The sequence below is a fragment of the Solibacillus cecembensis genome, from assembly GCF_050272495.1.
GTDB classification, from domain to species: Bacteria; Bacillota; Bacilli; order Bacillales_A; family Planococcaceae; genus Solibacillus; species Solibacillus cecembensis.
The window spans coordinates 58,647-77,034 of sequence record NZ_JBNNMF010000003.1; the positions used below are offsets into that span (position 1 = coordinate 58,647).

Sequence of the window (18,388 nt, forward strand, 5' to 3'; positions counted from 1 at the left end):
GAGCAATAATGAATGAGATTATGGCATGTTGATTTATTGGAGCATCTACCGAAAGGACAATTACTTTCACAGTGGAGAGAATTAAATAGTATCTTTGCTAAAGAAGATCAACACATATTGATTAATTATATATACGAATATCCTAAAGATGATTTGTACATTTATACAAACAAGGTAATGGATGAAATGACGATGCGTGGTTATAAAATTAGAACTTACGAAAAAATGAATAAATACTTTGAGGGTTTAGAGTTAGGTCCGAATTTTAAACCTTTTAAGGATCATCACGATAATGAATATCTTCAAATTTGCTATTACAATCTAAAAGAAAAATATATGCGTGGTCAGAAAGATTATGAAGAGGACATGTACAATAATTTATGCAGGTATGTAAAGGGAATATTATTATCCCAGTAGTAACATTCTAATAAAAGCCGCAGCGTTTGCAGATACTGCATCATATAAATAACGGAACAATTTGTGGATATGATTTCATAACTAAATTAGTAAGTACTCGCAAGCCTTACAGCCATAACGGTTGTAAGGTTTTTGTTTTTTCATTTAGTTGCATAAAAGTTATAGGTGCCTAAATGACTTCCTGAGAATAAACCTTACTCAATAATAGTGAATTTAGTACTTAAAAATAATATTAAAACAAATCAAACGGATAAGTTGTTTTATGTTAAAATATTCTATAAAACACTTAAATTTTCTCATTTTTTCTATATTTATTGTAAATTCGAGGAGGTTGTCAATTTTGGGGATGAATAATTATATACAGCAAGTGATCGATCAATATAAAAACGTTATTCAAAATTTTTACGTATTATGTATTTTCGATGAGCTTGAAACACAGTATGATTACCTGTCTTTATACGAACAGCATATGGCAGACGGAACTATTATTGCTTTAGATCATCATGATAGTGCATCTTATTCAAAAAGATATGTATTAAGTGAAGACGCATATTTACAAAATGAGGAGTTGTTTTATAAACTTCGCATAGAAGCAAGAAATCGTACAATCGAGAAGATGGCAAAGTCTGTTATTTTTTATGTTGTGGCACAAAATGACGATACGAATCAGTCCATCTTAAGTAATCAATCACTTCTTGATGAAGCGCTTCAGAAAACGAAAAGAATCATTCGAAAATCAACATTCATTAGTGACCCGATTACATGGGATTATTTTTATAGTTGGTGTAGAGCACAGCTAACGACATTTGTTTTTGAAGAAATGGTCATTACAAATGGTGTGAATGGTTTGAAAAATTTAACACCAACCGAATTAAATGAGTTATTTGTCGAACGGTTAACGAGCAATTTGACGAGTAATGGGGAGTTTATTAATAAATTTTCACGCGCGATCGATTTATATATTCAAGAATGGCAACGGAAACTTATTCATGAATTGAACAATAATATTCAAACGTATTTACGAATTGAGCATGCCGTTGAAAAGCAAGAGGTTATACGAATAGAACGAGAAAATATACAAATAACAACTGTTCCAAATTATATTTTTGTATTAAATAGTGTCGTTTATCATGCGGTGAGAGAAGCAATGTATCGACGAGATTTTACACAGGGGGCTCTGGATTCTTGGCCACAGTACAACTTTATTAAAGGTAAGACAAAAGGGCATATACGAATTATTCCAAAGCTTGAAAATGATAAAAATACGATGACTTTAAACGAAGATTCATTGATAATGGCGCATAATATTGTACAACAGTTATCGACAATCGATGTTGATGTCCTTGATATTTTATGTAGCATATTTTTGCACAGATCCAAACATCCTGAAGAAATTATCGAAATTGAGTTAGCCGATATTTTAGTAATGCGCGGCTTAAAAGCAAAGTTAGGTGGAGAGGGGAGACGCGGAGGTTTTGAAGCAAAGCAGAAAGAGCAAGTCATCACGGCATTAAGTAATATTCAAAGTTTATGGTTAACGATTGAAAAAACGGTCATGTATAAAAACAATCAACCTGTACAAGTTGGCGTGCAAGGAAGAACCATACTATTTAAACAAAAAGACGGTAAAGAATATATTGTGAACAAAGATAATTGTAGTAAAAAGATTTCATTTACACTCGATAAAGTGTTGGCAAAATATTTAACATCATCGCAAAGGCAAGTTGCGCTCTTACCGCTAAAGGCACTTAGGTATCATGCTTACCGTTTTAGTTGTGAAAAGCAGCTTTGCCGATACTTGAGCTGGCGTTGGCGTACCCAAGCTTATAAAGGAGACTTTTTGCAGTTAAATAAAATTAGCACATTACTAGAGGCGAGTGGTGAAACTTTAAATAAACGTTCTCCAATGCGTACGCGTGAACGATTTGAAAAGGCGCTTGATCAATTAACTGCCGACAATATTATTGCAGATTGGCATTATGTGAATTGGGACGAAGATTTAGCTTTAAATAGAGGGTGGACAAAATATTGGCTCAATACATCTGTTGTCATTGAGCCATCGCATGTTGTGAAGGATCATTATCGCTCTATAAAAAAAGTGGATAAAAACGCGACTCCACAAGATGAAACAGCAATGAAAAAAAATGCTGTGCTTAGAAAGATAAGTGAACGCCTTCTGGAAATTCGTAAAGAGCATAAACTCACACTGTTAACAGTAGCAGAGGAACTTGAAGTGTCAGCATCCTACATCAGTAATATTGAACGTAGTCAAGCAAAGCCATCCGCAAAGTTAAGAGGAAAAATAGTAAAGTGGATGGAAAAATTCGGTTGATAAAACATTAGATCTCCTTTAGAGAAAATAATAAAAAAATGTAAGGCTTTACTGAAGTTACTAACTTTCGGTAAAGCCTTTTTATGTGAATGCGCTTACAGGGTGTTAGTGTCGAGGTTAACTTGCGTAGATGTCGGGGTTATAAAGTGCATATAATTTTTTATTGAAATTTTAAACCCAGTCATATCAACGGCTGAGGTGTTTTATTTTGAAATAATATGGTCTTTATAAGTATATAAATTTACATTCTAAAGTTTTCTGATTATTTAAATAGTTGTTGTTAAAGTATTGTTACAGATATTGAATCTGGTGAAAACAATACTAGGGGTGATAGTGAATGACTCAACAAGTAACAGGTTATGAATCGTTAAAACCGTTGTTAAACCCAAAGTCAGTTGCTGTATTAGGTGCATCAGAAAATAAATATAAAATCGGACATTTACAAATTCAAGCTTTAATTGATGGACAATTTCAAGGCGAGATTTATCCTATCCATCCGACCGCAAGTGAGATTGCAGGATTAAAAAGTTATTCTTCATTAGCAGAAGTACAAAGTGATATTGATCTCGTCATTTTTTGCGTAAGTTACAATCAAATAAAATCAGGGCTCGTTGATTGCGCCAAAAAGAAAGTAAAATCAGCCATTATTTTTGCGGCAGGTTTCTCTGAAGCAGGTGAAGAAGGTCAAAAATTACAAGAAGAATTAGCATTGTATGCACAAGAGCATGGCATCCGTTTAGTTGGTCCTAACTGTGTAGGTCTTGTAAACACCTCAAACGGCTTAATCGCGACATTTTCTCCATCTTTTTTAACGGTACCGATGGATGGAAAAAAAGGGGTAGGATATGTTTCGCAAAGTGGCGCATTTGGTGTTTTAACGTATATGGCAGCTGCGCAATATGGGGTTAACTTTAACTATTTCGTTAGTACAGGCAACGAGATGGATACGAGTTTTGAAGATTTTGTTGAATACATGTTGCACGATGATGAGACGAGCATTATTAGCGGTTATTTAGAAGGCACAAAAAAACCAGAGAAATTCAAGCAATTAGCTAAACAAGCGTTAAATAAGAAAAAACCTATTGTGTTAATGAAAACGGGTCGCAGTAATGCAGGAAGTCGTGCCGCAGCTTCACATACGGGTTCATTAGCAGGTTCGGATATGGTTTATGATGCCTTTTTCAAACAAAATGGCATTGTCCGTGCTGAGGATTTTGATGACATTATCGCATTTTCTAAATTATTTAATACGGAAAGGCTACCGACCGGGAATAATACAGTCATTATTACGAGCTCAGGTGGACGCGGCATTAATGAAGCCGATCGCTGTGAAAGTTATGGCTTAAATATCGTGGAGTTATCCGAGGTGACAAAATCGGAAATTCGCAAAACTTTACCAGATTATGCAAGTGTCAGCAATCCAATTGATTTAACAGCAGCAGCTTCCGTAACGAATCCAGAATTTTATTTAGAAGCAATGAAGGTGTTAGTGAATGATCCGGATGTGGATAATATTATTTTCACGGATTTCCCATTCCATTGGGATGAAAATACACCTCAACTACAAGAGTTTGTATCGGTTGCAAAAGCAAGCAATAAAGTGATTGCTGTTTTCCCATTCCCACTAGAAGGACTGACGTATCCGAAAGCGACGAATACGCTTGTAGCAAACGATATCGCGGTGATCTCAGGTGCTTTAAATCCGGTACGTGCGCTATCAAAGCTTGTGCAATATAGCAAGTATGTACAGGAAAATGATCAGCTGTCAGATGTTGCTGCTGATTTTGGCTCAGCAAATAATATAGATGCATTATTACAGCCTGGATCTACTTTAAGTGAATCAGAAGCAAGTGAAGTGCTGGACAGGTATGGCATTCCTACGACAAAACGCGCTATTGCAAAAGAAGCGGAAGAAGCAGTTGAAATGGCAAAAACAATTGGTTTCCCAGTTGTGTTGAAAATAGATTCACCACATATTCCACATAAGACAGAAGCAGATGCCATTCGTTTAAATGTATCTTCTGAAGAGGACGTACGTAAGGCATTTGAAGAAGTGATGTCGAATGCAAAAAATTATAATCCTACTGCGAAGTTAAATGGTGTATCCGTGCAAGAAATGTTGCCAAATGGTGTGGAAATTATTGTTGGCGCACACAATGATGAAACATTCGGTCCGGTTATTATGGCGGGTCTAGGTGGAGTATTTGTAGAAGTGTTTAAAGATATCGCATTTAAAGTGGCACCGTTAACTCGTAAGGATGCAATCGATTTATTAGAAGAGCTCCAAGGAAAAGCAATTTTAGATGGAGCCCGTGGAAAAGCGCCTGTTGATAAAGAGGCAATCATAGATGTTCTTTTAAAAGTATCAAATTTAATGAACGACAACAAAGAAACGATTAAAGAGCTCGATATTAACCCATTGATCGTGTATGAAAATGGGATAAAAGCGGCAGATGCCATGATTGTCGTACAGGAAAAAGTGGCAGAAATACAAGTAGTAGGAGGGTAAGTTTCATGGAATTAACACATTTAGTTGGAAAAACGAGCAATCTCTTTATTTTTCAAGTAGACCAGCGTCATATTCGTCAATTTGCCCAGGCAATTGGTGATACCAACCCTTTATATACAGATGAACAATATGCCAAAACGACTGTACATGGTGGGATTATTGCACCACCAACATTTCCGGTTGCGATTAGTCCGGATGATAATGAGGAACAGTTTGATTTAGGCTTGGATTACCGCCGTATGCTTCACGGAGAGCAACAATTTATATATACGCGTGCTATTCGACCAGGGGATGTATTGCACTGTCAACTAAAGGTGACGGATGTATACGAACGTGAAGGAAAAAATGGCCCGATGGAATTTTTAGTGCTCGACACAGAAATAGCGGACGCGGCAGGAAATCATGTCGTAACGAGCCGTACTAATATTATTTATCGACCGCTAGTAGCGAAATGATTTTTTGTGGGCTGAGTTTCTAAACTTAGCCCGAAAAAGAAAGGGGAATGCTGAATGGTTCAACTTGATCAGTTAGTAGAGGGGCAACAGCTACCAGCACATACAAAAGAGCAGGTAACAAAAGTACAGCTTGTAAAATATGCAGGAGCATCAGGTGATTTTAATCCGTTACATACAGACGATGCATTCGCACAAAAAATTGGTTTACCTGGTGTTATTGCACACGGCATGCTCGTAATGGGATTCCTTGGGGAGTACGTAAACAAACTAGCTGGTGATGTGGCGATTGTAAAGGATTTTAAAATGCGTTTTGGTGCCATGACAGTGCCAAACGATATCATTACTTGCCAAGGTGTTGTGAAAAAGATTTATGAAGAAGATGGCAAACAAATCGCTGTTTTAGAATTATTCGCTGAAAAAGGCCCACAACAAATCGTCGGCTCAGGCGAAGCAATTTTACAATTTTAACTGAATTAACTGAAATAGAAGGAGTGGATGGATGATGAATAATATTCGAAATAAATATGCCATAGTCGGCGTAGGTGAAAGTAAACGTTCTAAAAATTCTGGGGTGACGCCATTACATTTAGCATTAGATGCAGCGCGTGCAGCGATTGCCGATGCGGGTCTAGAAGCAAAAGACATCGACGGCTTTATGAGTTATTCAGAGAATGATTCGTGCACACCACATCAAGTAGCTACGTATTTAGGGGTACGCCCTGGTGTAGTGAAAGAAATCCTTGGTGGAGGCAGTAGTACAGAATTATTAATTGCAGATGCAATTGGTTTAATCGAAACAGGACAAGCAAAAACGGTGTTAATTTACCGCGCGATGAACGGACGCTCAGGCATGCGTATGGGCGGTGGCGGTTGGAGTACTGATTTATTACAAAATGCTTTTGATGGCGGCAGCTTCCTCATTCCATACGGCGCAGGAAGTCCAGGACAATGGTTCGGATTATTTGCGACACGTCATATGCACTTAAACGGTTTAACACAGGAGCATTTAGGCCATGTTTGTACGAGCTTTTATGAACATGCACAGCGCAACCCAAATGCGTTTTTCTATGGCAAGCCTTTAACATTGGAAGATTACATGCAAACAGCTCATTTAAGCTCACCGTTTACGAAACATGACTTTTGTTTAGAGTCAGATGAAGCGAATGCAATTATTGTTACATCTACGGAACGTGCAAAAGATTGTAAGTCTACACCCGTTAAGATTATGGGAATGGCAGCTCGCCAATCCGTATCTCATGCACACTACTGGAAGAACTTAGACGAGGTTGCATCAGATTATGTTGCACCAGAGCTTTATAAGGCTGCTGGTATTTCACCAGAAGATATTGATGTCGCGTCGATTTATGATTGCTTTAGTTGGGTAGTGTTACGTCAACTAGAGGCATATGGCTTAGCACCAAAAGGCGAAGTAGGCGATTTTGTAGCAGCAGGGAACTTGAGGCTAAATGGAAAACTACCTACAAACACAGCGGGAGGCATGTTATCGGAAGGCTATACACATGGCATGAACAATGTGCTCGAAATTGTGCGTCAAGTACGTCATGAATATGCAGGCACGAACCGACAAGTAGAAAATTGTGAAATTGGCATTTGTACAGGCTGGGCTGGTCCAGATATTGCAGGTGCGATGATTTTAAGCAAATAGGAGGATATGAAGATGAGTGAAGAGACAAAAGTAAAATATGACAAGCCAATTCCATTAAAGACAATCGATAATACGCCATACTGGGATGCTGCGGATCGCCATGAATTGGCCTTACAAAAGTGCGAAACATGCAATTCATATAATCATCCTCCTGGCCCAAGCTGCTCGAATTGTGGAAGCGTCGATGTTATTTGGAAAAATCATGGAAGTGACATTCAAGGGACGGTATATTCTTACGTTGTGTCCTATCGACCATTTTTACCTGGATTTCAAAATGATATTCCGTTAGTCATTGCGGTAATTGAGTTGACTGACCTTCCAGAAGTAAAAATTATGGGGAATATCCTACATGGCAATGCAGAAAATGTCACAATCGGCACAGCTGTAAAGATGGTATGGGAAGATGTCACGGAGGATCGTGCAGTACCACAATGGAAGCTTGCATAATTCATATTGAAGGGGGTAGTAGCAATGGATTTTTCATATACAGCACAAGAAGAACAGTTTCGAATGGAGTTGCGTTCTTGGTTAGAAGCCAATTTACCTGAAGGTTGGGTAGAGGGTACTTTTGAAATGCCAGAGGAGCAAGCCGTTTACGGTCAATTTTTACGTGATTGGCAGAAGCAACTTTCTGACGGACGATGGGCAGCGATTGCTTGGCCAGAAAAGTATGGTGGCCGTAATGCGACATTAATGGAAGAAATTATTTACCATCAAGAAATGGTACGCGTAAAGGCACCACCATTAGTAAACTATGTTGGCTTACACATGGTAGGGCCAACATTAATACAATCAGGTACACCAGAGCAACAGGAAAAGTATATTCCGAAAATTTTATCTGGTGAAGAAGTTTGGTGCCAAGGTTATTCTGAACCAAATGCGGGTTCTGACTTAGCAGCTGTTCAAACAACGGCTGTCAAAGACGGAGATAAATGGATTATTAACGGTCAAAAAATTTGGACGAGTTTTGCGCACTTTGGAGATCGTTGTTTTTTAGTAGCACGTACGAGTAAAGGTGAGAAGAAGCATCATGGTCTTACATGTTTCCTACTCGATATGAATCAACCTGGAGTAGAAGTCCGTCCGATTATTCAAATGGACGGAGAGCATGATTTTAATGAAGTGTATTTAACGGATGCGGTTGCTTATGATAGCGAAGTGATTGGTCATGTAGATGATGGCTGGCGCGTAACGATTTCGCTACTTATGCACGAACGTACAGGAATCGGTGCGCAAGTATTTTCATTAGAACAGCAATTTAGCGAATTAGTCGGTTTAGCACAAACGGTGAAAGAAGATGACATTCCACTTATTCAAAAAGCCGAAGTACGTAAACGGATGCTCGATTTATATATTAAATCGCGCGGCTCACTATTAAACTATTACCGAAATTTAACGAAGCAACTGAAAGTCGGACACCCAGGCGTTGAAGGTTCGATGGATAAGTTATTCGTAAGTGAAGTGACGAAAGAGTTGTTTTCAGAGGCGATTTCATTGCAAGGGCAGCAAGGTTTATTGTGGAAAGATGACGCGGTTTATGGCAATTCTTATTGGCAAAGAAATTACTTGTATTCATTTGGCCAAACAATTGGCGGTGGTACGAGTGAAATTCAAAAGAACACCATTGGAGAACGTATTTTAGGCTTACCTAAAGATGTAGGACGATAATAGAAGAAGAAGGTGAATACGAATGGATTTTTCATTAAGCCAAGAACAAGAAATGTTTCGTGAGTACGTAAGGAAATATTTAACAGACATGGAACAAACGAAGGTAGCACGCGATTATATTGACAATAAAATCGAGCAGGTAAAAACAGTGCTTTCAGAGTTACATGAGTTAGGTTGTACACAATTGAATATTCCAGAGCAATACGACGGTATGGGTTTAGGGAAGCTCGATTTAGTGCCGATTATGGAGGAGATGGGTCGCGCATTAGTGCCAGGTCTCCATTTAGAAACAAGTGCATTTGCTGTGCCAATCATTGAACAATTCGGTACGAGTGAGCAAAAGGCAATGTATTTACCGCAAATCGCAAGTGGTGAAGCAAGTTTTACCATTGCTTGGCTAGAGCCGGGTCGTAGCTACAAGCAACAAGGAATTCAAGTGAAAGCCACACTAAAAAATGAAACAGTTGTCATAAATGGTGTGAAAACACAGGTACCGGATGTCGGGTTAGCACAATATTTAATTGTACCGGTGCTAATAAATGATGAAGTGACAGTTGTGATTGTAGATAAAAGCACATCAGGTATTACTTTACGCGATCAGAAAGGCTTTGATGAAACACGTAAGTTAACAGAGGTGACATTTGATAAAGTGGAAGTACCTGTTAACGAAATCATCGGTCCGATTGGTGATGGCTGGTCGATTATACAGGAAGGTTTATTGTCTTACAATGCAGCATTATCTTCCGTTGCGGTAGGTGCAATGGAACATATTGTTGAAATGGCAAGTGAATATGCAAAAATTCGTGAACAATTTGGCAACCCAATTGGACGATTCCAAGCCATTAAGCATCGATTGGCTGATATGAAGCTGGATTTAGAAACAGCCAGGTCTCTTTCTTATTATGCGAACTGGGCACTTGAAACTGCTGCAGAAGACCGAATCGAAGCGATTTGTAGTGCACGTATTTTTGCCACACAAGCCTTTATTCGTTTATCTGCTCACAATATTCAAATTCATGGTGGTATTGGTTTTACGGAAGAAATTGATTGCCATTTATTCGTCAAGCGTGCTCGTTTCTATGAAAATTATTTAGGTAGTATTGAACAATATTACGAGCAAGCAATTGAATCATTAAACTGGGAAATACCAGAAAAATTGATAGAGAAAGAAATCATTTTAAGCACACAGTAAATACGTTTTGTTTGTATCAGCAGCCATTATTAGATAAATTTCATAAATTAAGTTGTCGCTATGTTTTGGAGAGATTTCTCACTTGTAAAATACGTATTTCGTTTCTTACAGGGGAAATCTCTTTTGTGTACTTGTTTTCATAAGTAGATAAGACAAAATTTAATTTAGAGGGTGATAGAAATGTTTTTTAAAACAAATCGAACGGTTGAATCTTTATCGTACAAGCAAAAAGTACTATTAATGGTTGGTATATTTTTATGTATGGAACTTGGCCTTATGGTTTCTTCTGAGTTTTCAGTAGCACTACCAAAAATTATTGAAGATATTGGTGGAGTAGAATTTTATTCGCTTGTGTTTACGGCTAACTTAGCAGCTTCTGCAATTGTTACACCCATTGTCGGAAAGCTGAGTAATATTTATGGGCGTCGTCAGCTTTTAATTATCGGTATTTTAGTTATTTTAGTTTCAGAATTGCTGACACCAATGCTTGTATCGAACATTTATCACTTAATGATCTTCCGCGGTATACAAGGTTTAGGAGGCGCAGCAACAGCTGTCGTAGGCCTCATTGTTATTAGTGATATTTTTGATATTGAAAACAGGGCGAAGTTTTTAGGGTTTTATGGTGCGTTAAGTGCTATAACTGCCATTATTGCTCCAACTGTTGGCGGTATTTTCGTGCAATACATGTCATGGCATTGGGTATTCTATTCAATTCTACCAGTTGGATTACTTGGATTATTTTTCGTCATTAAATTCATGCCAGAAATTCCAAAAGCCAACAATTCAAGTTTAGACTTTAGAGGCATAACGATTTTAAGTACAGCCATTTTAATTTTCATCGGTATTACAACATTCGGTGGAACAAAAGTACCGTGGCAATCCGTAACAATGCTTGCGTTAGTTGTCGCTTTAGTAGCAATAATCTTTATCTTTATCAAGAGTCAAAAGAAAAGTATCGATCCAATTATCCCGTTACACTTATTCAAATATCGCGTCTTTATTATTTGTTTATTATCGGTAATGTCGATGATGTTTGCTGTAACGGGTTTACTTTACTTTTTACCGATGTTCTTACAAAACATGTATGGGTTCACACCGACTGAAACAGGCTTATTTTTAACTTATCGTGGGATTACATCATTTATTTTTGCTGCTGTGAGTGGCTTTGTAGTAGCTAAATTAAGAGACTTCCGGTTAGTTGCCATTATTGCAATGATCATCTTTGCAGGATCAATCTTTGCGTTAACATTCTTTACGACAACGATTACAACATTGGCGATAACGACAATTTGTTTAGTTTGGGGTACATCAAGTGGCGTTTTAGTATCGATTTTCCATACAGGCATTCAAATGAACTTGCCGAATAAAGATATTAGTATTGCAATGGGTGTTATTCAGTTATTTGTTGCAATTGGTTCACTGTTTGCAACATCACTGTTAGGTCTATTTTTACGCAATGCCGATTTAAGTGCAGGGTTTAGCTATATATTATTTACATGTTTCGGTGTCGTGTTATTTGCATTAGTAGTCTTTATTGCTGTATTACAACGTCGTGATCTACGCGCTGAATCAGAAGCAGAGGCGTTAAAACAACAGAATTTAGGAGGAGAGCTAGCTTAGTTCGATATACTTGTTCCAGCATTATTCAGTCGGGGTTCAACACCCGGCTGAATTAAAGGGGGCAGGTTGACCTCTCTAATTGGCGAGCTCGAAAAAATCTGGGCAAGAGTTAGCCGAGGTGTAATTGATCTTTACTTGGAGGAGGAAATGATATGGTTCCAGTAATGGCCGAAAAGTTACATGAAATTTTTGAGAAGCAATCGAAGTATCAATGGATAGCACGTAAGTCTACCGCGAAACAGCGCGCGGATAAATTAACACGTTTAAAGGAAGCTGTTTTAAATCGTATGGAGTGCTTTGCAAATGCTGCAAATCAAGATTTTATGATACCTGCTTCTACCGTTCAAAATCAAATTTACTCCGTTATTCATGCAATCGATTATGCAATTGAAAATGTAGCACAATGGATGAAACCAGAGCCTGTTGAAAACCCACAAGATGGCGAAGCATATATTTTATATGAAGCGCGTGGTCGTGTTTGTATTTTTGGTACTTGGAATTCACCGATGTCTGTCACAATTCATCCACTTGCAGAAGCACTAGCTGCTGGCAATTGTGTTGTCATCAAACCAAGTGAATTTAATCCGAACTATAATAAAGTATTACAAGAAGTGATTGAATCCGTCTTTGATGAGCAGGAGGTTGCGCTTGTACAAGGGGAAGCCGATGTATCAGAACAGTTATTAAAGTTACCTTTTGATCACTTTTTCTTTACGGGTAGTCCACGTGTTGGAAAAATTGTCATGCGTGAAGCTGCCAACCATTTAGCGGCAGTAACGCTTGAATTAGGAGGGAAATCTCCAGCCATTATAGAAAAAGGGTATGATTTAGTTAAGGCAGCACAAAATTTAGTTTTCGGTAAAGTGTTAATGGGTGGTCAGTTTTGTATTTCCCCAGATTATATTTTTGTGCATGAGGATGATGTTGCTACACTTGCCGAAACTTATTGTCAAATGACAGTAAACATGCTTTATAATGAAGGGGAAATCCGCTTGGAAGAGCGTACACAAATCGTAAATGAGCAACATTATAAACGCATTAAAAACTTATATGAAGATGCGCTAGCAAAGGGGGCAGTCATTTTAAGTGGTGGCACATTTGATGATGAATACCGCTTAATTGAGCCCACTTTACTTGGCGGTGTGACGAGAGAAATGCTTATCGCAGAGGAAGAGATTTTTGGTCCTTTAACATTTGTGCACACATATACGGATATCAATGACGTATTACATTATATCCAATCGAATCCGAAGCCACTCGCGTTATATATGTTTAGTGATCAAGAGGATTTCCAACAACAAATTTTGGCATCGACTTCCTCCGGTGGTGTCACAATTAATGGTATTTTCATGCATAATGTTCACTTACCATTGCCGTTTGGTGGTGTAAATAATTCTGGAATTGGTAGCTTCCATGGTATTCATGGGTTTAAAACATTTTCTCATAACCGTGCGATTTATAAAGTGAATTAATTAAAACGGTACCTGCTCTTTATAAAAGAGCAAGTACCGTTTTATTTTATCCATATACTGTAATGAAATAAAACTTAATAAAATAATGTAATTGAGCAAAAGGACTTATTAAATACCAATCAACCTCATAAAAAAATACAATTATATAGTGCATCATTATTCGAATCTATTACATAACAATGAACAAGCATAGTGTGTAATTGTCCTCTGTGATGATAAACTTGAGCTAAAATCTCTAATAACCATTCATATCGTGAGTATGTAACTCCCCAATAAGAAATAATTCTCTCTCGAAGGTCGACTTCAGTATAATTCAAATATTTATCTTCTAGAGATAGGTAATTTTTTAGCAATGTATCTTTCATCTCATTCGGTTTTTTATGTGAAAGAGACGAATAAAATTTGTTCATTTCAACTTGTGTTGCTCTGTCCGAGATGAGTAAATCAGCTTCACAAATTATAGCAATATGTTCTAATAGCTCACCGAGGGAGTGTTTACCTACTGATGGTCTTTTTTGAAAGTCATGTTCTGCTAATTTTTCTATCATTTCAACAATTGTCATTACAGCGAAACTAATTTGATGTAATGCACTCTTACAATATATATTCATCTTATCCCGCTTTATATTATTTAAAATACTTTTCGTAACAAACACACTGATGATTACGGGTAGTATCATGAAATTGTTCAATATCATTGCCAACATAGTGAGAGAATGATGAAACTGGGAATAAATTTGAAACATTCGTTAGTATTCGATTCTTCATTTCCTTCAAGATAAAGATGATAATATGATTCGACTTGGTGAAAGGTTTTGAATATTTTTTTTTTAGTACCGAATGGAATTTAAACTATAAAATTTTTAAAAATTACATATAAAAAAGGGATTAATCCCTTTTTGTCGAACTTAAACAATTAAATTAGGTTTAATGGAAGGGGTGAATAAAAAGAATTTGAAAGGACTTATGTACTGATAAGTGGATATAGATAATTTATTAACATATGAAAGAGTATAGACAAGCATATAATAAATTATATTTCGGATATGACTTTAGCACCTTTGTATGTTGATTAGAAGTGTTTGAAAGCATACTTTTAGATGATTTGTAGTGAAAGAAAACCTTTTAGAAACGAATTGAATTTATTGAATAGCAACCATCACCCTACATTACCAGACTATTATATTTACTAAATTTTCTTGCAATATTTACGCCTTCTACAAATAATCTGTGGAGGGCTTTTATTATAAAAGAAAGGTGGACGTTGGTATGGATGTAAACATATTGTGGATGTCGTTTATTGATGGTATTTCAACGTGGCTTGCTTATTTCATTGGTGGCGTGGATGATTTGATAAGAGCACTCGGTATTATCATGGCGATAGATTTTATATTGGGCTATATGGTTACTTGGTTCATTCAAGATGCAGATTCACGTAAAGCTTTTAAAGGATTTTTGAAAAAGGCAGCAATGCTATTAATGGTCGCTGCAGCGGTACAATTGGACAACGCCACAGACACGGGTGATTTCATGCGGAATGCTATGATTTTATTTTTAATCGGTATGGAAGGGATTAGCATGATAGAGAAGCTAGGACAATTAGGGATTAAGGTCCCTCGTATTTTGCAAAATACATTCTCACAATTACAAAATGAAAACGAGGACAAACCAAAGGGGAGTGGAAATAATTCGAAAAATGAGGGGGAACATTGATAGGTATTACGATTACGAGCTAACCAGCGAGATGATCGATTCCTATTATAGTATATGCTATAAAGCCGGTATTTGTATGACAACATCAAGAAATACTATAGCTACCTGAATCGGCACATGTTTGAACTTGACTGGGACAAAACGTTATGAGGACACTAAGAAGCATTTGAACGTACCATCACTTTTGCTATGCAGCGTGGGTTCCGATCATATATAAGGGGAATATTCGCTAATGAATTTGGTATATTTAATAAAACGGTATACCGCGAAATTAAAATTTTCAGAAAAAACAGCGAATAGGGAACGTCCTGTAACGTTTTTTTACTCATTCTATATTCCTAAATTTACCTCACTAATAAAACTGATTAAATCATATGAATAATGGGTGTATCATATTGTTGGAATAGTTTGAAATGTTTTGCGATAAAAGGTATTACAGTTTTAATGGATGTAAGGACGTTATTCAGGTAATGGAACTCTTTGATCAATCTCACAACAATGAACAAGCATAGCGTGTAATTGCCCCCTGTGATGATAAACGTGAGCTAAAATCTCTAATAATCATTCATATCGGGAGTATGTAACACCTCGATATGAAGTAATGTTCACTTGAAATTCGATTTCTGTATAATTCAAATTACAGCGAAATTAATTTGATGTAATGCACTCTTACAAAATATATTCATCTTATCCCACTTTATATTATTTAAAATACTTTTCATAACAGATACACTGATAATTGCGGGAGTATCATTGAATTGTTCAATATCATTGCCAACATAATGAGAGAATGATGAAACCGGGAATAAATTTGGAACATTTGTTGCTATTCTATTCTTCATTTCATTTCCTTCAAGATAAAGGTGATAATATGATTCGACTTGGTTGAACTCCATTTTTTCATCCCAATTTTGCACCCAATCATCATCACGAGTCCATGCTTCAAAGCGATTTAAATTTAGTTCAATCGCTCGTTTTTCAGCAACTTTTAATAGACCTTCGCCAATACCTTGCCGCGCGTAATAAGGATGAATCGCTATATGCCAAATCATACCCCCTAAGCCGCTACCTCTTGAACAAACCGAACCTTCTTCTACTTCATATTCAACGTCAATTAAACCTACAATGATTCCATCTATTTCAGCTACTAACTCAATAGAAGGATGTTCATAGACTCCTTTATGATTTAGTACATTGTCATAATAGGATGTATTTAGAAAAGCAAGCACTCGGCAGCGTAACCACCCTTGCTCATCCGTTTGCCAAATCTATTAATGTGTTCAGAAGTACAAAGATGGTATTCAAACTTCCAACATGAATAATCGTTTTTAGTATAATCACTTTTTTAATGTTACCAATTTTCAACATTATTTTATAACAGAGCCATTGATTAAATGGGTATTTCTTTTGATGAAAATCATAACATAGAATGAATTGGTTAATAAATGGAAAGAATTCAGAGTTAGCATTTGTTGATGAGAAATGAAATGATTTATTTAACACAAAAACTAAGAATGGTAAAGTTATGCACTTAATGCTAATGAGCAAATACTTCAATAACGAAGGTCGCTTATTCTTTTTCAACTTAATGACAGGTTAGCAAGTCGTGAGTTTAGAAAAGGGAACTGGAAAATAATAATAAATTCACATATTATTTGTAATGAATTTCTATATAATAAATGTAGGAAGGAGAACTACAGTTTCTCTAATGTTCCATTTTTATTGAAAAAGGGAGGAAACATTGAATGTCCATTGATAATGAAGATTTATTAGATAAAGGAAAAAGAAATGAAGTGAAAATGAAAGAAGCGAGGAGAGAAGGAGAACCGACTTCAGCTTTCAAAGGGGCTTCTTGGGTAGCGTTATTAATTGGTGTTACGGCTTATTTTATTGGCTTGTTTAATGCAAATATGCAATTAAACGAAAAAGGATATTACTTTGCAATATTAGTACTTGGACTTTATGCGTCGATCTCTTTACAAAAGGCTGTAAGGGATAAAGAGGAGGGAATACCGGTAACTCCTATTTATTATGGAATTAGCTGGGGCGCAGTTATTGTATCGATTGCACTAATGGCGATTGGTTTATACAATGCGGGAAGTATTGTTTTAAGCGAAAAAGGATTTTATGGTATGGCTTTTGTGCTTAGTTTATTTGCTGCAATAACGGTTCAAAAGAATATAAGGGATACACAGAGGGCTAAAGAAAGAGATTGAATTTGTGCAATTTTAACGGAGTATTTTTCATCAAGACGCCTTGATTGACAGAGGCGTCTATTTTCAATTTCTTTCGAGGAACCGGATCTTATAAAATAAAAGTGACGGTTAGAAGAAATAAGTATTCACGTTATTCTTTAATTACATAAACTAAATGATCAAATAATTTTCCATCTGTATACAGTGAAATTGCCCATTCGCCTGCTTCTGGAATGTTTACAGCTGAAGCACCGTGTGCATCTGCTCCATTATTCGCTCCTGAGAGACCTATCGTCCACCCCGCAGTTAAAATTGGATGGACAGTTCCAGTTTCTCTGTGAAGACCTATGACTGTTAGTTTCGTTTTCTCGGGCTTCTCAATTCCCCAAAGGTGCCACATCCACTTTTGATTGATATTTATACTTGGCATATCAGCACCAATAACACCTGATTTATTCTCATTACCCAAAATATCATTATTAAAAGTCACAGCTTTTTTATCCCAATCAATTTTCTCCAAATCACTTACTTCAACAAAGTTTGGTAGATTTTCAGGTAAAATTAACTTACTTTCAACTGTTTCATTTGTAGAGCAACCTACAGTCAAAAAAAGTGTACTCAAGAAAATAAACATCATTGTTTTTAGTTTCAAAAATTTCCCCCTTATATAATTGAACTTTCGAACATTTCATAAGTTGAAACACATGTACAAATATAGGTATGTGGAATTGTGGAAATACAAAAAGACTTGTGTAATTTTACTCACATGCCCTTAGATTGTTGAAAACGCCTTATAATATTATTTTTTCCCCAAGATTATCTAAATCCCTTGTTATTTTAAAAATAATAAGTATTCTATGAGACCTTTCTGTAACTCGCCCGAAATCTACAACTTGTTGTATTTCAACGATATCATTTGTATAAATTTTTTGGGATTCTCTCACTTCTATTATCGTTTCACCTAGGTTAGTAGCATCCCAATGAATTATGTTAAGTTCAACTACTCCTTGATAAGAAATTTCGATATTCAAATCATATTCCCCCTGTGCTTATATTGACTGAAAATTCAATCTTTTTTAATTGTAACACAGTAAAGAGTGAGTTGGGAAAAATGGGAAATGTAATAAGAGAAATTGAACATTTTAT

The 18,388-nt window shown here is 36.5% G+C and carries 16 protein-coding genes and 2 pseudogenes; 13 read left to right on the plus strand and 5 right to left on the minus strand.

Annotated elements, in window-relative coordinates; translation table 11 throughout:
• Positions 1-12: 12 nt before the first annotated feature.
• The 11 genes from ACQKIH_RS03560 (at position 13) to ACQKIH_RS03610 (ending at position 13,334) form a co-directional block, all read left to right on the plus strand.
• The gene (locus ACQKIH_RS03560; protein ID WP_427763490.1) at positions 13-417 is read left to right on the plus strand and encodes a pyrimidine dimer DNA glycosylase/endonuclease V; all 405 of its coding nucleotides are present in this window, start codon (positions 13-15) and stop codon (positions 415-417) included.
• 346 nt (positions 418-763) lie between these two features.
• The gene (locus ACQKIH_RS03565; protein WP_427763718.1) at positions 764-2,749 is read left to right on the plus strand and encodes a helix-turn-helix domain-containing protein; all 1,986 of its coding nucleotides are present in this window, start codon (positions 764-766) and stop codon (positions 2,747-2,749) included.
• Between the two features lie 337 nt (positions 2,750-3,086).
• Entirely contained in the window at positions 3,087-5,258 is a 2,172-nt protein-coding gene (locus ACQKIH_RS03570) for an acetate--CoA ligase family protein (protein ID WP_427763492.1), read from the plus strand.
• Positions 5,259-5,263: 5 nt separating this feature from the next.
• Complete coding sequence (locus ACQKIH_RS03575) at positions 5,264-5,713, plus strand: MaoC family dehydratase N-terminal domain-containing protein (RefSeq protein WP_057987562.1); 450 nt, start codon at positions 5,264-5,266, stop codon at positions 5,711-5,713.
• Between the two features lie 54 nt (positions 5,714-5,767).
• Positions 5,768-6,181: a MaoC/PaaZ C-terminal domain-containing protein gene (locus ACQKIH_RS03580; RefSeq protein ID WP_057987561.1), complete on the plus strand. Its 414-nt coding sequence runs from the start codon at positions 5,768-5,770 to the stop codon at positions 6,179-6,181.
• Between the two features lie 34 nt (positions 6,182-6,215).
• Complete coding sequence (locus ACQKIH_RS03585; protein WP_427763495.1) at positions 6,216-7,379, plus strand: thiolase C-terminal domain-containing protein; 1,164 nt, start codon at positions 6,216-6,218, stop codon at positions 7,377-7,379.
• 12 nt (positions 7,380-7,391) lie between these two features.
• Positions 7,392-7,826, plus strand: coding sequence for a Zn-ribbon domain-containing OB-fold protein (locus ACQKIH_RS03590; protein ID WP_427763496.1), 435 nt, complete (start codon positions 7,392-7,394; stop codon positions 7,824-7,826).
• A gap of 24 nt (positions 7,827-7,850) precedes the next feature.
• Positions 7,851-9,047 (plus strand): acyl-CoA dehydrogenase family protein, encoded by a 1,197-nt coding sequence (locus tag ACQKIH_RS03595; protein ID WP_427763498.1) that lies wholly within the window; start codon positions 7,851-7,853, stop codon positions 9,045-9,047.
• A gap of 22 nt (positions 9,048-9,069) precedes the next feature.
• Entirely contained in the window at positions 9,070-10,239 is a 1,170-nt protein-coding gene (locus tag ACQKIH_RS03600) for an acyl-CoA dehydrogenase family protein (RefSeq protein WP_427763499.1), read from the plus strand.
• A gap of 180 nt (positions 10,240-10,419) precedes the next feature.
• The gene (locus ACQKIH_RS03605) at positions 10,420-11,862 is read left to right on the plus strand and encodes an MFS transporter (protein ID WP_057987553.1); all 1,443 of its coding nucleotides are present in this window, start codon (positions 10,420-10,422) and stop codon (positions 11,860-11,862) included.
• Between the two features lie 152 nt (positions 11,863-12,014).
• Positions 12,015-13,334 carry an aldehyde dehydrogenase family protein gene (locus tag ACQKIH_RS03610; RefSeq protein ID WP_427763501.1) on the plus strand — a complete coding sequence of 440 codons (1,320 nt, stop codon included), beginning with the start codon at positions 12,015-12,017 and terminating at the stop codon, positions 13,332-13,334.
• A gap of 125 nt (positions 13,335-13,459) precedes the next feature.
• Here ACQKIH_RS03610 and ACQKIH_RS03615 read toward each other — a convergent pair whose 3' ends face one another.
• Positions 13,460-13,990 carry a DinB family protein gene (locus ACQKIH_RS03615; protein ID WP_427763502.1) on the minus strand — a complete coding sequence of 177 codons (531 nt, stop codon included), beginning with the start codon at positions 13,988-13,990 and terminating at the stop codon, positions 13,460-13,462.
• A 613-nt stretch (positions 13,991-14,603) separates the two neighbouring features.
• Between ACQKIH_RS03615 and ACQKIH_RS03620 the strand changes: the two genes are divergently transcribed.
• Positions 14,604-15,047, plus strand: coding sequence for a phage holin family protein (locus tag ACQKIH_RS03620; RefSeq protein WP_427763503.1), 444 nt, complete (start codon positions 14,604-14,606; stop codon positions 15,045-15,047).
• Positions 15,048-15,506: 459 nt separating this feature from the next.
• On the opposite strand, the pseudogene ACQKIH_RS03625 reads toward ACQKIH_RS03620, so the two are convergent.
• Positions 15,507-15,650, minus strand: a pseudogene (locus ACQKIH_RS03625) (DinB family protein); the annotation flags it as partial.
• Between the two features lie 99 nt (positions 15,651-15,749).
• Positions 15,750-16,315: pseudogene (locus ACQKIH_RS03630) on the minus strand (GNAT family N-acetyltransferase).
• A 477-nt stretch (positions 16,316-16,792) separates the two neighbouring features.
• Between ACQKIH_RS03630 and yiaA the strand changes: the two are divergent.
• Entirely contained in the window at positions 16,793-17,263 is a 471-nt protein-coding gene (gene yiaA, locus ACQKIH_RS03635) for an inner membrane protein YiaA (RefSeq protein ID WP_427763505.1), read from the plus strand.
• A 130-nt stretch (positions 17,264-17,393) separates the two neighbouring features.
• On the opposite strand, the gene ACQKIH_RS03640 is transcribed toward yiaA, so the two are convergent.
• Positions 17,394-17,894, minus strand: coding sequence for a DNA-3-methyladenine glycosylase (locus ACQKIH_RS03640; RefSeq protein ID WP_427763506.1), 501 nt, complete (start codon positions 17,892-17,894; stop codon positions 17,394-17,396).
• Between the two features lie 139 nt (positions 17,895-18,033).
• A complete protein-coding gene (locus tag ACQKIH_RS03645) occupies positions 18,034-18,273 on the minus strand; it encodes a hypothetical protein (protein WP_427763508.1) in 240 nt (79 codons plus the stop codon).
• Positions 18,274-18,388: the final 115 nt, after the last annotated feature.

What these genes read in the sequence shown, in the direction of transcription:
- ACQKIH_RS03560 (WP_427763490.1), top strand. Translation starts at nt 13, where the DNA reads ATGAGATTATGGCATGTTGATTTATTGGAGCATCTACCGAAAGGACAA.
- ACQKIH_RS03565 (WP_427763718.1), top strand. Translation starts at nt 764, where the DNA reads ATGAATAATTATATACAGCAAGTGATCGATCAATATAAAAACGTTATT.
- ACQKIH_RS03570 (WP_427763492.1), top strand. Translation starts at nt 3,087, where the DNA reads ATGACTCAACAAGTAACAGGTTATGAATCGTTAAAACCGTTGTTAAAC.
- ACQKIH_RS03575 (WP_057987562.1), top strand. Translation starts at nt 5,264, where the DNA reads ATGGAATTAACACATTTAGTTGGAAAAACGAGCAATCTCTTTATTTTT.
- ACQKIH_RS03580 (WP_057987561.1), top strand. Translation starts at nt 5,768, where the DNA reads ATGGTTCAACTTGATCAGTTAGTAGAGGGGCAACAGCTACCAGCACAT.
- ACQKIH_RS03585 (WP_427763495.1), top strand. Translation starts at nt 6,216, where the DNA reads ATGAATAATATTCGAAATAAATATGCCATAGTCGGCGTAGGTGAAAGT.
- ACQKIH_RS03590 (WP_427763496.1), top strand. Translation starts at nt 7,392, where the DNA reads ATGAGTGAAGAGACAAAAGTAAAATATGACAAGCCAATTCCATTAAAG.
- ACQKIH_RS03595 (WP_427763498.1), top strand. Translation starts at nt 7,851, where the DNA reads ATGGATTTTTCATATACAGCACAAGAAGAACAGTTTCGAATGGAGTTG.
- ACQKIH_RS03600 (WP_427763499.1), top strand. Translation starts at nt 9,070, where the DNA reads ATGGATTTTTCATTAAGCCAAGAACAAGAAATGTTTCGTGAGTACGTA.
- ACQKIH_RS03605 (WP_057987553.1), top strand. Translation starts at nt 10,420, where the DNA reads ATGTTTTTTAAAACAAATCGAACGGTTGAATCTTTATCGTACAAGCAA.
- ACQKIH_RS03610 (WP_427763501.1), top strand. Translation starts at nt 12,015, where the DNA reads ATGGTTCCAGTAATGGCCGAAAAGTTACATGAAATTTTTGAGAAGCAA.
- ACQKIH_RS03620 (WP_427763503.1), top strand. Translation starts at nt 14,604, where the DNA reads ATGGATGTAAACATATTGTGGATGTCGTTTATTGATGGTATTTCAACG.
- yiaA (WP_427763505.1), top strand. Translation starts at nt 16,793, where the DNA reads ATGTCCATTGATAATGAAGATTTATTAGATAAAGGAAAAAGAAATGAA.